This is a genomic window from Pseudoxanthomonas sp. LH2527 (assembly GCF_022539275.1).
Taxonomy (GTDB): domain Bacteria; phylum Pseudomonadota; class Gammaproteobacteria; order Xanthomonadales; family Xanthomonadaceae; genus Pseudoxanthomonas_A.
The window spans coordinates 60,718-75,145 of the sequence record NZ_JAKZBW010000009.1 but is presented as its reverse complement, the minus strand read 5'-3'; the positions used below and the strand labels follow the sequence as shown (position 1 = coordinate 75,145).

The window sequence follows — 14,428 nt, the reverse complement described above, 5'->3', positions numbered from 1 at the left end:
TAGAGCACAAACGCCGGGCAGGCGAGTTCATTCCAGCGTGTAGCCCACGCGGAAGCCGCCCCAGTGCCGCCCATCGACGAACACGGGGACCGAGAGGTCGAACATGATCTGCCCGGTGTCCCGCCGGTACACCTGCAGGCGGTAGGCGTCGGTATGCGCGCCGACGCTGCGGCCGACGCGGTCGGCGAAGATGCGCTTGGTGCGGTTGCCCACCAGGTCCACCGCGCGGTCGCCGGTGAGCGGCTGGGTGAAGCGCAGGTTGTGCGTCGGCACGTAGCCGTCCGGGTTGGCGCAGATGGCGAAGACGATCCAGGGGTGCCGGGCCGCGACCGGCTCCTGCAGCGGCGGCAGCAGTTCGTCGCAGAGGGCGTCGAAGGCGGTGGTGAACTTGGCCGGCTCCACCCCGGGTACCGGCGTGTAGTCGCGGGAGAACAGGCCGTCCGCCTCGATGCGTCCCTCATGCAGCTCCTGCGCCAGCGCCTGGCCGATGCGGACCGCGGCGGCCTGCGCCAGATCGCGGACGCGGGCATGGCGGCGATGGCCGAGCGGATCGGCCGGCAGCCGGAACAGGCCCACGCAATCGCGCAAGGTGTCGGTGCCCTGCGCCAGCGCGGTGCCGCGCGCGGCGACATGGCCGGCGTGTTCCAGGTTGCTGCGGCTCAGCGCCGCCACGCGTTCGACGGCGGCATCGATGGCGGTGATCTCGTCGTCCTGCGCCGACACCCGCTCGACCACCGATTCCATCGCCCGGCTCGCGCGCGCCAGCAGGTCACCGATGCCGCCGAGCACGTGGCCGGTCGCTTCGGCCGATGCCGCGGTTTCGCCGAGCGCTCGCCCGCTTTCGTCAAGGATCACGCGGACGTCGCGTGCCGCGGCGGCGGCCTGTTCGGCCAGCCGGCGGATCTCGGTGGCGACCACGGCGAAGCCGCGTCCCGCCGGGCCGGCGCGGGCGGCTTCGATGCTGGCGTTGATCGACAGGATGTTGGTCTGGAAGGCCACCGCGTCGATGACTTCGATGACGTCGCCGGCACGGGCGGAGCGACGCTCGACTTCGCGCATCGCATCGCCCAGCTGGCGTGCGGCTTCCATGCCCTGGCGCGCGCTGGCGTCGGCGCTGGCTGCCACGCCGATCACCGCCTGCAGTTCCTCGCCCGCGCCCTGCAAGCCCTGCAGCAGGCGCCGGGTCGCGTCGAGCACGGTGTCCAGCGCGGCGACCTGCGCCTGCGACTGGTCCAGCAGTTCATCGTTGTCGCCGACCAGATGCGGCACTTCCGCCGCTACCTGCACCGACAACGCCACGGCCTGGCGGATGGCCTCGGCGAGGTTGCCGAAGCCGGCGGCGATCTGCCGCGACAACGGGTGCGCGGCCTGCGCATCGGGCAGCGCGAGATCCAGATCGCAGCCACCCAGCAGGCCGCCGATGCGCTCCAGCAGCGCACGCTCGGTGGCGGCGTCGGCCAGGCGTTGTGCGATATCGCGCAAGGCCGGGCTGGCGGCGACGGCAATCTCGCCCTTCGCCAGGCGCGCGGCATCGCGCAGCAGGGCGGCGGTCTCCGGATGCGGAAGCGACAGCAGCCAGCCCTCGCCGTCGCGGTCGGCCTGGTAGCGGATGCGGCGCGCGGGATCGCCGCCCGGTGCGCACCAGCTGCCCTCTTCATCGTGCAGCGCGGCGGCCGGCAGGCCCCACAGGCATTCGCAGGGCTGCCCCAGCACCGCATCGGGCGCCAGCGCCAGCAGGTCCCACGCGGCGCGGTTGGCCGCCACCACGCGTGCGGCGGCATCCAGCCGCACCAGTCCCACCGGCGCGTCCGGCAGGACACTTTCCCTGCTCGTACCCCCGGCCTGCCTGTCTTCTGTCGCCGCCATTTTTCTCTCCCCCGTCTACCGGTAGCGGCCGGCGCAGAGAGGAATTGAGCATGCGGTTCGGGTCTGCCCGGTACTCAGTCCTGTCCGAGCGCCACGTCGGACACACGGACCATGTCGGCCGGAACGAAGCGCGTGGCATCGCCGAATTCGGGCCAGCCGGCGCGCAGCGCGGCCATCACGTCCGGAGCCTCGGCATGCGCCTCCAACAGCCACGCGGCGATGGCCTGGCACGGCACGCCGGTCGCCGCACGGCACAGCAGCGGTCCGGGTGGAATGGGATCGGAACGCCACAGCACGTTGACGTTGTCCGGACGCGACGCGTCATGGACATCGCCGGCCAGTGCGGCGACATCGGCACGTCCGTCGACGACCGCCTGCAATGCCGCTGCATGCGAACCCGCGTACGTGACCGACGCGAAGGCCTTGGCCGGATCGAGTCCCTCGCCACGCAGGTACTGCACCGGCACGAAGCCGCCGGACGCCGAATCGCGACCGACCAAGACGAGGCGCAACTGGCCTGCCTTCGCCTTCAACTCGGCGGGCGACGCGACCTGCCGTGCCACCAGCACCGCGCGGTAACGGTCCGCCTGCAACGCCGGCACCTGCGGCACCGGCAACGTGGTGACCCGTGCGACCTCGCGACGCGTCTGCAGGTAGCCATGCAGATTGGGCACCGCGACATCGGCCTGGCCATCGCGCATTGCCTGCACCAGCGCGGTCGGCGACGGAAAGACCTTGACCTGCACGGGATGGCGGCCGCGCCGGGCCAGGTAGTCGGCCAGCGGCTGGATCGCCGCTGTGCGATCGCGCTGCGGATAGGCATAGGTGGCGACGACCCACGGCGTACGCGCTTCCTCCTTTGCGGAAAGGGGCAGCGCCGCGAGCGTGAGCAGCAGGAACAGGACGAAGCGCGCGATCATCCGCGTATCAGACGGCATCCAGCAGGGCCTTGTCACGCACCGCGCCCTTGTCGGCGCTGGTGGCGAGCAGGGCGTACGCCTTCAAGGCGGTGCTGACCTTGCGCGGGCGCGGCTGTGCCGGCTTCCAGCCGGTCGCGTCCTGTGCGGCGCGCCGTGCGGCCAGTTCCTCGTCGGACACGCGCAGCTCGATCGACCGTTGCGGAATGTCGATGCGGATGCGGTCGCCATCGCGCACCAGACCGATGGCACCGCCCGCCGCCGCTTCCGGCGACGCATGCCCGATCGACAGGCCCGAGGTGCCGCCGGAGAAGCGGCCGTCGGTCAGCAGCGCGCACTGCTTGCCGAGGCCTTTCGATTTCAGGTAGCTGGTCGGATACAGCATTTCCTGCATGCCCGGTCCGCCCTTGGGACCTTCGTAGCGGATCACCACCACGTCGCCGGCCTTCACCTCGTCACCGAGAATGCCGGCCACCGCCGCATCCTGGCTTTCAAACACGCGCGCCGTGCCTTCGAAGACGTGGATCGATTCGTCTACGCCGGCCGTCTTCACCACGCAGCCGTCGACCGCGAGATTGCCGTAGAGCACGGCCAGGCCGCCTTCGTGCGAGAACGCATGCTCGACGCTGCGGATGCAGCCTTCGGCCCGGTCGGTGTCCAGCGACGGCCAGCGCGTGGCCTGGCTGAAGGCGATCTGGGTGGGAATGCCGGCCGGCCCCGCCTTGTAGAACGTGGCCACGGCGTCGTCGTCGTTTTGGGTGACGTCCCACTTGGCGATGGCGTCGCCCAGCGTCTTCGCATGCACGGTGGCGGCGCCGGTGTGCAGCAGTCCGCCGCGGGCCAGTTCGCCGAGGATCGCCATGATCCCGCCGGCGCGATGCACGTCCTCGATGTGGTACTTCTGCGTGTTGGGCGCCACCTTGCACAGCTGCGGCACGCGCCGCGACAGCCGGTCGATGTCGCGCATGTCGAACGGCACCTCTCCCTCCTGCGCTGCGGCCAGCAGGTGCAGGATGGTGTTGGTGGAACCGCCCATCGCGATGTCCAGCGTCATCGCGTTCTCGAACGCCTCGAACGTGGCGATGCCACGCGGCAGCGCGCTCGCGTCTTCGCCGCCGTACCAGCGATGGCACAGCTCCACCGCCACCACGCCGGCGCGCTTGAACAGCTGTTCGCGGTCGGCATGGGTCGCGACGACGGTACCGTTGCCCGGCAGCGCCAGGCCCAGGGCTTCGGTCAGGCAGTTCATCGAGTTGGCGGTGAACATGCCGCTGCACGAGCCACAGGTCGGGCAGGCGCTGCGCTCCACGGCCGCGACCTCTTCGTCGGACACGTTCGGGTCGGCGGCCATGACCATGGCATCGACGAGGTCGAGCTTGTGACCGGCCAGCCGCGTCTTGCCAGCTTCCATCGGGCCACCCGACACGAACACCGTCGGGATGTTCAACCGCATGGCCGCCATCAGCATGCCCGGCGTGATCTTGTCGCAGTTGGAGATGCACACCAGCGCGTCGGCGCAGTGCGCGTTGACCATGTACTCCACCGAGTCGGCGATGATCTCGCGCGAGGGCAGCGAATACAGCATGCCGTCGTGGCCCATCGCGATGCCGTCGTCGACGGCGATGGTGTCGAACTCCTTGGCCACGCCGCCGACGCGCTCGATCTCGCGCGCGACCAGCTGGCCGAGGTCCTTGAGGTGCACGTGGCCCGGCACGAACTGGGTGAACGAGTTGGCGATGGCGACGATGGGCTTGTGGAAGTCCTCGTCCTTCATGCCGGTGGCGCGCCACAGCGCGCGGGCGCCGGCCATGTTGCGGCCGTGGGTGGAGGTCTTGGAGCGGTACTCGGGCATGAAAACCAGCGATGCGGCGACGACGTGGGAAGCCTTGATTCTGCTGGCTTTCCACGGTTTCAGTTGCAACCATATCGAGTGAAATCATCCGATCGTCGAAAAGCCCGCCGAATCGCTTGACACGCTTCCGAGCGGCATGTTTCTCTTGCCGCATGTTGCAGCGCCACACGCCCACGACGACCGACCTCACCGCACCCACTGCGGCGCCCGTTCTCGTACTCGTCCTTATTACCTCGCCCACAACTGCGGGACGGACCGGCGTGTAAGCAACAAGCAACGCCAGATTCGCGAAACCCCGCACTGAGAAGTGCGGGGTTTTTTGTTTAAGCGCCTTTCCCTTTTCCTCAACCCTCCAGGAATCACGCTCCATGACCACCGCCAACGCTCTCCCGCAACCCAAGATCGCCGTCGTAGGCTACGGCAGCCAGGGCCGCGCGCATGCGCTCAACCTGCGCGATTCCGGCTTCGACGTCACCGTCGGCCTGCGCCCGGGCGGCCCGACCGAAGCGAAGGCGCAGGCGGACGGTTTCGTGGTCAAGGCGCCGGCCGACGCGGTGAAGGACGCCGACCTGGTCGCGGTGCTGACGCCGGACATGGTGCAGAAGAAGCTCTACGCCGACGTGCTGGCGCCGAACATGAAGCACGGCGCGGTACTGTTGTTCGCGCACGGCTTGAACGTCCACTTCGGCATGATCGAACCGCGCGCCGACCTGGACGTGGTGCTGGTGGCGCCCAAGGGTCCGGGTGCGCTGGTGCGCCGCGAGTACGAGATCGGCCGCGGTGTGCCGTGCATCTACGCCGTGCACCAGGACACGAGCGGGAAGGCCGAGCAGTTCGCGCTGGCCTACGCCGGCGGCCTGGGCGGCGCGCGCGCCAACATCATCAGGACCACCTTCAAGGAAGAGACCGAGACCGACCTGTTCGGCGAGCAGGCCGTGCTGTGCGGCGGTGCGTCGTCGCTGGTGCAGGCCGGCTTCGAGACACTGGTGGAAGCAGGCTACCAGCCGGAGATCGCCTACTACGAGGTGCTGCACGAACTGAAGCTGATCGTCGATCTGTTCTACGAAGGCGGCATCACCCGCATGCTGGAGTTCATCTCCGAAACCGCGCAGTACGGCGATTTCGTCAGCGGCCCGCGCGTCATCGATGCCTCGGTGAAGGCGCGCATGAAGGACGTGCTGACCGACATCCAGAACGGCACCTTCACCCGCAACTGGCAGGCCGAGTACGACGCCGGCCTGCCGAACTACAAGAAGTTCCAGCAGGCCGACAAGGACCACCCGATCGAGAAGGTCGGCAGGGAACTGCGCGCGAAGATGGTGTGGCTGCAGGCCAACGCCGCGCAACCGGATACAGACGAGCAGGCCGCCGCATGAACGCTGCTGCGGCCACTGCTCCGCGCAATGGCGCCCGCTGGCTGGCCCACGCCCTGGAAACCGAGGGCGTGGACACGCTGTTCGGCTATCCCGGCGGCACCATCATGCCGTTCTATGACGCGCTGGTGGATTCGCGCCTGAAGCACATCCTGGTGCGCCACGAACAGGGTGCGGCGCTGGCCGCCAACGGCTATGCCCGCGCCAGCGGCAAGGTCGGCGTCTGCGTGGCCACCTCCGGTCCTGGCGCGTCGAACCTGGTGACCGGCATCGCCGACGCGATGCTGGACTCGGTGCCGATGGTCTGCCTGACCGGCCAGGTCGCCACCACGCTGATGGGCACGGACGCGTTCCAGGAACTGGACGTGTTCGGCCTGACCCTGCCGATCGTCAAGCACAGCTTCATCGTGCGGCGCGTGGACGACCTGCCGCAGGTCGTTGCCGATGCCTTCCGCATCGCGCGCGAGGGACGTCCCGGCCCGGTGCTGATCGATCTGCCGAAGGACGTGCAGATGGCCGATGCCTCGCATCTGCCCGACCACGTGCCGGCCAGTGTCGACCCGCTGCCGGCACCGGACGATGCGAAATTGGCCGACGCGCTGGCGGCCATCGCCGGGGCCGAGAAACCGTTGATCTACGGCGGCGGCGGCATCGGCATCGCCGATGCGGTCGAAGCCTTCCGGCAGTTCGTCGACGCCACGAAGATCCCCACCGTGCTGACGCTGCGCGGCCTGGGCGCGCTGCCGGCCAGCCATCCGCACTACCTGGGCATGCTGGGCATGCACGGCACGCGGGCGGCCAACATGGCCACCCAGGAATGCGATCTGCTGATCGTGGTCGGCGCGCGTTTCGACGACCGCGCCACCGGCAAGCTCGCCGAGTTCGCGCCGTTCGCCCGCGTGCTGCACATCGACGCCGACGCCTATGAGATCGGCAAGCTGCGCACGGCCGACATCGCGGTGCCCGGCGACGTTGCCACCAGCCTGAAGGCGCTGACGGCCGCGCGCAGCACCTGCGATGCCTGGCGCACGCGCTGCCTGGGCCACCGCGAGCGTTTCGGCTTCCGCTACGACGCGCCCGGTACCGACATCTACGCGCCCGGCCTGCTGAAGCGGCTGAGCGAAGTGGCGCCGGCGGACGCGATCGTCGCCTGCGATGTGGGCCAGCATCAGATGTGGGTGGCGCAGCACTGCAAGTTCACCCATCCGCGCAACCACCTGACCAGCGGCGCGCTGGGCACCATGGGCTTCGGCCTGCCGGCGGCGATGGGCGCGCAGTTCGCCTGTCCCGACCGCACCGTCATCCTGGTCAACGGCGACGGCGGCTTCATGATGAACGTGCAGGAGCTGGCCACCATCGCCCGCTGCAAGCTGCCGGTGAAGATCGTGCTGATCGACAACAGCGCGCTGGGCATGGTGCGGCAATGGCAGGAACTGTTCTTCGCCGAGCGCTACAGCGAGATCGACCTGTCCGACAACCCCGACTTCGCCGCGCTGGCGCGCGTGTTCGGCATTCCCGCGCACCACATCAGCCAGCGCGATGAAGTCGAGGGCGCGCTGGCCGACCTGCTGGCCACGCCGGGTCCGGCGCTGCTGCACGTCACCATCGACATCAAGGCGAACGTCTGGCCGCTGGTACCGCCCAACCACGCCAACAGCTCGATGCTGGATGCCAATCCGGCCAAGCAATCCGCCGAGCCTGCCGTCGCCGCCGACGGCCCGGAGAAGAAGAATGCGTTACCGGCTTGAACTCAAGCTCAAACCTGCCGAGGGCGCACTGGTGCGCGTGCTGGGCATGATCGAGCGCCGTGGTTTTCCGCCCCATGCGGTCCATGCCACCCACGACAGCGAAGGCTATTGGGCGCTGGCACTGGTGATCGACAGTACCCGCGCGCCAGAAACCCTGCGCCAGCAACTGCTGAAGATCTACGACGTCGAGGAACTGTCCTTCAGTGCCGTGCAGGAACTGAGCCGGGACCGTCGCACGCAGGATCGTGCCGCATGAACGCCACCTCCGCCAACGCGGACGTCGTGGTCCGGAGGCGTCTTCTTCGACATCGCCCGCACGCGTGCCGCGATGCCTGATGCCGGCCGCGCCAGTGCCAGCACCGATCCCGACGTAGGCGACGTCGTCGTCACCGTGGGCGACGTGCTGGCCGCGCAGGCGCGGCTGCGCCGCTATCTGCCGCCCACGCCGATGCACCACGCCGAACGTTTCGGCGTGATGCTGAAGCTGGAGAACCTGCAGCGCACCGGTTCGTACAAGGTCCGTGGCGCGCTGAATGCACTGCTGGCCGCGCGCGAACGTGGCGACCAGCGTCCGGTGATCGCGGCCTCGGCCGGCAACCATGCGCAGGGCCTGGCCTGGGCCGCATACCGCCTGGGCGTGCAGGCGATCACGGTGATGCCGCATGGCGCGCCGGCCACCAAGATCGCCGGCGTCGCGCATTGGGGCGCCACCGTGCGTCAGCACGGCAACAGCTACGACGAAGCCTTCGCCTTCGCCAAAGAACTGGCCGAACAGAACGGCTACCGCTTCCTGTCCGCGTTCGACGATCCGGACGTGATCGCCGGCCAGGGCACGGTCGGCATCGAGATCGCACCGCACACGCCCGACGTGGTGATCGTGCCGATCGGCGGCGGCGGCCTGGCTTCCGGCGTCGCGCTGGCGCTGAAGTCGCAGGGCGTGCGCGTGGTCGGTGCACAGGTGGAAGGCGTGGATTCGATGATCCGCGCGATGAAGGGCGATGTCTCGCCGCTCGACCCCGTCGCCTCGCTGGCCGACGGCGTGCGCGTCAAGGTGCCCGGCTTCATCACCCGCCGCCTGTGCACGCAGTTGCTGGACGACGTGGTGATCGTGCGCGAGGCCGAGCTGCGCGAGACGCTGGTGCGGCTGGCGCTGGAGGAGAACCTGATCGCCGAGGGCGCCGGTGCGCTGGCGCTGGCCGCCGGTCGTCGCGTCGCCGGCAAGCGCAAGTGCGCCGTGGTGTCCGGCGGTAACATCGACGCCGCCGTGCTGGCGCAGTTGCTGTCCGACGTCCGCCCGCGTCCGCCGCGCAAACCGCGACGCCGCGCGGTGGAGGGCGAACCTTCCCTTGCCGGCGGCCGCGACGCCACGCGCGCGGCCGTTTCCCCCACCCCCATCAAGACCGGCGCACGCCGCATCGCGGCCCCCGCCTTGGCAACAGAAGTACACGAGGAATCCATCTGGTGAATACGCCAACCCCTTCCGCCCCGGCGCAGATCCGAATTTTCGACACCACCCTGCGCGATGGCGAGCAGTCCCCCGGCTGCAGCATGACGCCGCAGCAGAAGCTGGTGATGGCCCGCGGCCTGGCCGAGCTGGGCGTGGACATCATCGAGACCGGCTTTCCCGCCAGTTCGCAGTCCGACCGCGAGGCACACGCGCTTATCTCGCGCGAAATGCGCGAGACCACGCTGGCGGTACTGTCGCGCTGCCTGCCGGGCGACATCGAGACCTCGATGCGCACGCTGTCGGCCTCCGCCCGGCCGCGCCTGCACCTGTTCCTGTCGACCAGCCCGCTGCACCGCGAACACAAGCTGCGCATGAGCCGCGAGCAGGTGCTGCAATCCATCGACACGCACGTGCGGCTGGCTCGTGGCCATGTGGACGAGATCGAGTTCTCGGCCGAGGATGCGACCCGCACCGAAGAGGACTTCCTGCACCAGGCCATCGCCGCCGCCATCGCCGCCGGCGCCACCACCATCAACCTGCCGGATACGGTGGGTTTCACCACGCCGGAGGAGATCCGCGGCATGTTCGAGCGCGCCATCGCCACCGTGCCCGGCGCCGACCGGGTGGTGTTCAGCGCGCACTGCCACAACGACCTGGGCCTGGCCGTGGCCAACTCGCTGGCCGCAATCGAGGGCGGCGCGCGGCAGGTGGAGGGGTCGATCAACGGCATCGGCGAGCGCGCCGGCAACTGCGCCATCGAGGAACTGGTGATGGCGCTGAAGGTGCGCAATGCCTTCTACAACCTGGACACGCGCATCGACACGCAGCGCATCGTGCCGACCTCGCAGCTGCTGTCGCGGCTGGTCGGCATGCCGGTGCAGCGCAACAAGGCCATCGTCGGCGCCAACGCGTTCGCCCACGAATCCGGCATCCACCAGCACGGCATGCTGCGCCACCGCGGCACCTACGAGATCATGCAGCCGCAGGACGTGGGCTGGCCGTCGTCGCAGATGGTGCTGGGCCGCCATAGCGGTCGCGCCGCCGTCGAACAGCGCCTGCGCGCGCTCGGCTATTGGCTGGAAGAGGACGAGCTGAAGCTGGTGTTCGAGCAGTTCAAGGCACTGTGCGAGAAGCAGCGCGTGGTCGGCGATGCCGACCTGCAGGCGCTGATGCAGGACGCCGCGGTCAGCGATGGCTACCGGCTGTCGTCGATGACCATCAGCGATGTCGGCAGCCGCGCCAACGCGCTGGTCGAACTGTCCGACCCGGACGGCAACCGCATCTCCGAAACCGCGCAGGGCAATGGCCCGGTCGATGCGCTGTTCAGCGCACTGGCCGCCGCCACCGGCGTGCAGCTGCAGCTGGAGAGCTATCAGGTGCACAGCGTCGGCATCGGCGCCGATGCGCGCGGCGAAGCAAGCCTGTCGGTGCGCTGCGACGGCGAAGATCACGAAGGCACCGGTACCAGCAAGGACATCATCGAGGCCAGCGCGCTGGCCTGGCTGGATGTGGCGAATCGGCTGCTGCGGCAGCGGCGCATAGAGAAGCAGGAAGCAGCGGCCGCCTAGGAAGTTTGAACCGTCATTCCGGCGAAAGCCGGAATCCATCGTGCTCTTTGCTTCTTGCTCAGCGAGTCAGGCAACAGCAACTTGGATCCCGGCTTTCGCCGGGATGACGACGAGAGAGTGAGGCGTCGCATTGATCGATACATCACCATGAGCACCGGAACCCCCGCATGACCGCACCACGCACCCTGTTCGACAAGCTGTGGGACGCCCACGTCGTCGTCCCCGAGACCGATGCGGCGCCCGCCGTGCTGTACATCGACCTGCACCTGATCCACGAGGTCACCTCGCCGCAGGCGTTCACCGAGCTGGCGTCGCGTGGCCTGTCGCCGCGCCGTCCGGACCGCACCAAGGCGACGATGGACCATTCCACGCCGACCCTGCCGGCCGGGCCGGACGGCAGGTTGCCGTACTACACGCAGGCCGCCGAAGCGCAGGTGGACACGCTGGCGCGCAACTGCGCCGAGCACGGCATCGAGCTGTTCGACATGGCCTCGCCGAACCGCGGCATCGTCCACGTCATCGCACCGGAACAGGGCTTCACCCTGCCGGGCATGACCATCGTCTGCGGCGACAGCCACACCAGCACGCACGGCGCGTTCGGCGCGCTGGCGTTCGGCATCGGCACCAGCGAAGTCGGCCACGTGCTGGCCACGCAATGCCTGCTGCAGCGCAAGCCGAAGACCATGGCCATCACCGTCGACGGCGCGCTGGCGCCGGGCGTGGGCGCCAAGGACATCGTGCTGCATGTGATCGGGGTGATCGGCGTCAATGGCGGCACCGGCCATGTCATCGAGTTCCGTGGCAGCGCCATCGAGGCGCTGGACATGGAGCAGCGCATGACCCTGTGCAACATGTCGATCGAGGCCGGCGCACGTGCCGGCATGGTGGCGCCGGACCGGACCACGTTCGACTGGGTGGCGAAGACGCCGCGCGGGCCGAAGGGCGAGGCGTTCGATACCGCCGTCGCCTACTGGACCACGCTGCGCAGCGACGACGGCGCCACGTTCGATGCCGAGGTGCGCATCGACGCCGCCGACATCCGCCCGACGCTGACCTGGGGCACGCATCCCGGTACCGCGATCGCGGTGGATGCCCTGATTCCCTCGCCCGCCGATGCCGCGGCGCAGAAAGGCCTGGATTACATGCACCTGAGCGCCGGCCAGAGCCTGGAAGGCACGCCGGTGGACGTGGTGTTCGTCGGCTCGTGCACCAACGGTCGTTTGCGCGACATGCGCGAAGTGGCGCAGGTGCTGCGTGGCCGCCAGGTCGCCGCCGGCGTGCGCATGCTGGTGGTGCCCGGTTCGGAGATCGTCAAGCGCGAGGCGGAGGCCGAAGGCATCGACCGGATCGTGCGCGAGGCAGGCGCCGAATGGCGCGAGCCGGGCTGCTCGATGTGCATCGCGATGAACGGCGACCTGGTGGCGCCCGGCCAGTTGGCCGTCAGCACCAGCAACCGCAATTTCGAGGGTCGCCAGGGGCCGGGCGCGCGCACGCTGCTCGCTTCGCCGTTGACCGCGGCGTGGGCGGCGGTCAACGGGCGCGTCAGCGATCCGCGCGATCTCTTCGCCACGCAGCAGGAGGTCGCGTGATGGCCGGGTTCAACGAAGTACGCTCGAAGAGCGTGGTGCTGGCGCAGACCAACATCGACACCGACCAGATCATCCCGGCGCGCTTCCTGTCGACGACCGAACGCGCCGGCCTGGGCAAGCACGCCTTCAACGACTGGCGCTGGCAGGCCGATGGGTCGCCGAACCCGGCATTCGCCTTCAACCAGCCGCAGAACGCGGGCCGGCAGATCCTGCTGGCCGGCCGCAACTTCGGCTGCGGTTCCTCGCGCGAGCACGCGCCGTGGGCGCTGACCGACCTGGGCCTGCGCGCCATCGTCAGTAGCGAGATCGCGGACATCTTCCGCAACAACAGCCTGAAGAACGGGCTGGTGCCGGTGGTGTTGCCGGAAGCCACCGTGCAGGCGCTGATGCAGCGGCCGGACGACGAACTGGTCGTCGACATCGCCGCGAAGGCGCTGCGCACGCCCGGCGGCGACACGTTCTCCTTCCCGCTCGACGCCTTTGCGCAGACCTGCCTGCTGCAGGGCGTCGACGAACTGGGCTACCTGCTGGCCCGTCACCCCGACATCGAACACTACGAGGCCACCCGCCATGCACGCTGACATCGCCCTCCTGCCCGGTGACGGGATCGGCCCGGAAGTCACCGCCGCCGCCGTCACCGTGCTGCGCGCGCTGGCGCGCCGCCACGGCCACACCTTCGACTTCCACGAGTACGACATCGGCGGCATCGCCATCGACAGACACGGCGAGCCACTGCCGCAGGCGACGCTGCACGGCTGCCAGCAGGCGAACGCGGTGCTGCTGGGTGCCGTCGGCGGGCCGAAGTGGTCGGACCCCAATGCGAAAGTCCGTCCCGAGCAGGGCCTGCTGGCACTGCGCAAGGGGCTGGGGCTGTTCGCCAACCTGCGCCCGGTGCGTCCGCATCCGGCCGCACTGAACGCCTCGCCGATCAAGCCGCACCTGCTGACCGGCGTGGACATCGTGGTGGTGCGCGAACTGACCGGCGGCATCTACTTCGGCGAGAAGACGCGCGACGCGCGCGGCGCCAGCGACCTGTGCAGCTACTCGGTCACCGAGATCGAGCGCGTGGTGCGCAGTGCCTTCAGGCTGGCCCGGCAGCGCCGCGGTTACCTGGTATCGGTGGACAAGGCGAACGTGCTGGAAACGTCACGCCTGTGGCGCGACGTCGCCACGCGGATCGGCCAGGAGGAGTTTCCGGACGTGAAGCTGGAGCACCAGCTGGTCGACTCGATGGCGATGCACCTGCTGGCCAAGCCGCGCGAGTACGACGTGATCGTCACCGAGAACATGTTCGGCGACATCCTGACCGACGAGGCCTCGATGCTGGCCGGCTCGCTCGGCCTGCTGCCCTCGGCTTCGCTGGGCGACGGCAAGGTCGGCCTGTACGAACCGATCCATGGCTCGGCGCCCGACATCGCCGGCAAGGGCATCGCCAATCCCTACGCCACCATCCTCAGCTGCGCGCTGCTGCTGCGCCATTCGCTGGGCCTGCACGAGGAAGCGGACTGCATTGAGCGTGCGGTCGACGGCGCGCTCAATGCGCAGGTCTTTACCAACGACCTGGCCACCGGCGGCCGCGGTGTGTCCACACAGGTGGCGACGCAGGCCGTGCTGGAACAGATGCAGGCGCAGTGCTACGTGGCGGAACTGCGCGACTGACGCGGGTGACCTGATCGCGGCATCCCCTGCGTTGACGGATACGCAGGGGATGCACGCACAGGACAGGCACGATGCCCACCACGCAGATCGAGAAGTACCATGTCATCTATTCCGCCAACACGTTCCGCCGCCGCATCGGCCTGATGGCCGGTGGCGCCTACATCGGCCAGCTGGTGTTCCATGCCAACGGCGCGACCTTGCCCGCCGACGGCCTCAATGGCACGCAGCCGCAGTTGAACTACCACCTGGACGATTTCCAGAACGCGATCGACCTGCTGCGCAACGAGAAGCCGGTCTACCTGCTCTACAACGGCAGTGGCGGCGGTTTCGAGAACGCGCTGGTGACCGATCCGGAAACCGTCGGCGAAGGCGAAGCGGGCGGGCTGCGCTTCATCGGCCGCTGACATCC

Annotated in this window: 12 protein-coding genes; 9 read left to right on the top strand and 3 right to left on the bottom strand. The window is 69.0% G+C overall.

What is annotated here, in order from left to right; genetic code table 11:
• Positions 1-27: 27 nt before the first annotated feature.
• From MMG85_RS07235 to ilvD, 3 genes are all read right to left on the bottom strand, one after another.
• The gene (locus MMG85_RS07235) at positions 28-1,866 is read right to left on the bottom strand and encodes a methyl-accepting chemotaxis protein (RefSeq protein WP_241045429.1); all 1,839 of its coding nucleotides are present in this window, start codon (positions 1,864-1,866) and stop codon (positions 28-30) included.
• Between the two features lie 74 nt (positions 1,867-1,940).
• Positions 1,941-2,804, bottom strand: a complete 864-nt coding sequence (locus MMG85_RS07230; protein ID WP_241045428.1) for a PhnD/SsuA/transferrin family substrate-binding protein — start codon at positions 2,802-2,804, stop codon at positions 1,941-1,943.
• Positions 2,794-4,635 (bottom strand): dihydroxy-acid dehydratase, encoded by a 1,842-nt coding sequence (gene ilvD, locus MMG85_RS07225; RefSeq protein ID WP_241045427.1) that lies wholly within the window; start codon positions 4,633-4,635, stop codon positions 2,794-2,796. Before ilvD ends, MMG85_RS07230 begins: the two co-directional genes overlap by 11 nt.
• 368 nt (positions 4,636-5,003) lie before the next feature.
• Between ilvD and ilvC the strand changes: the two genes are divergently transcribed.
• The 9 genes from ilvC (at position 5,004) to MMG85_RS07180 (ending at position 14,423) form a co-directional block, all read left to right on the top strand.
• Positions 5,004-6,011 carry a ketol-acid reductoisomerase gene (gene ilvC, locus MMG85_RS07220; RefSeq protein WP_241045426.1) on the top strand — a complete coding sequence of 336 codons (1,008 nt, stop codon included), beginning with the start codon at positions 5,004-5,006 and terminating at the stop codon, positions 6,009-6,011.
• Positions 6,008-7,756: an acetolactate synthase 2 catalytic subunit gene (ilvG, locus tag MMG85_RS07215; protein ID WP_241045425.1), complete on the top strand. Its 1,749-nt coding sequence runs from the start codon at positions 6,008-6,010 to the stop codon at positions 7,754-7,756. The genes ilvC and ilvG overlap by 4 nt, the downstream gene beginning before the upstream one ends.
• Positions 7,740-8,012: an ACT domain-containing protein gene (locus MMG85_RS07210; RefSeq protein ID WP_241045424.1), complete on the top strand. Its 273-nt coding sequence runs from the start codon at positions 7,740-7,742 to the stop codon at positions 8,010-8,012. The genes ilvG and MMG85_RS07210 overlap by 17 nt, the downstream gene beginning before the upstream one ends.
• A gap of 72 nt (positions 8,013-8,084) precedes the next feature.
• On the top strand, positions 8,085-9,221 hold the full coding sequence (locus tag MMG85_RS07205; protein WP_241045423.1) for a threonine dehydratase: 1,137 nt from the start codon (positions 8,085-8,087) through the stop codon (positions 9,219-9,221).
• The gene (locus tag MMG85_RS07200; RefSeq protein ID WP_345778842.1) at positions 9,218-10,771 is read left to right on the top strand and encodes a 2-isopropylmalate synthase; all 1,554 of its coding nucleotides are present in this window, start codon (positions 9,218-9,220) and stop codon (positions 10,769-10,771) included. The genes MMG85_RS07205 and MMG85_RS07200 overlap by 4 nt, the downstream gene beginning before the upstream one ends.
• Positions 10,772-10,938: 167 nt before the next feature.
• Positions 10,939-12,360, top strand: a complete 1,422-nt coding sequence (gene leuC / locus MMG85_RS07195; protein WP_241045422.1) for a 3-isopropylmalate dehydratase large subunit — start codon at positions 10,939-10,941, stop codon at positions 12,358-12,360.
• A complete protein-coding gene (gene leuD / locus MMG85_RS07190; protein WP_241045421.1) occupies positions 12,360-12,941 on the top strand; it encodes a 3-isopropylmalate dehydratase small subunit in 582 nt (193 codons plus the stop codon). Before leuC ends, leuD begins: the two co-directional genes overlap by 1 nt.
• Positions 12,931-14,019, top strand: a complete 1,089-nt coding sequence (leuB, locus tag MMG85_RS07185; protein ID WP_055937274.1) for a 3-isopropylmalate dehydrogenase — start codon at positions 12,931-12,933, stop codon at positions 14,017-14,019. The genes leuD and leuB overlap by 11 nt, the downstream gene beginning before the upstream one ends.
• 71 nt (positions 14,020-14,090) lie before the next feature.
• Complete coding sequence (locus MMG85_RS07180; protein ID WP_241045420.1) at positions 14,091-14,423, top strand: hypothetical protein; 333 nt, start codon at positions 14,091-14,093, stop codon at positions 14,421-14,423.
• Positions 14,424-14,428: the final 5 nt, after the last annotated feature.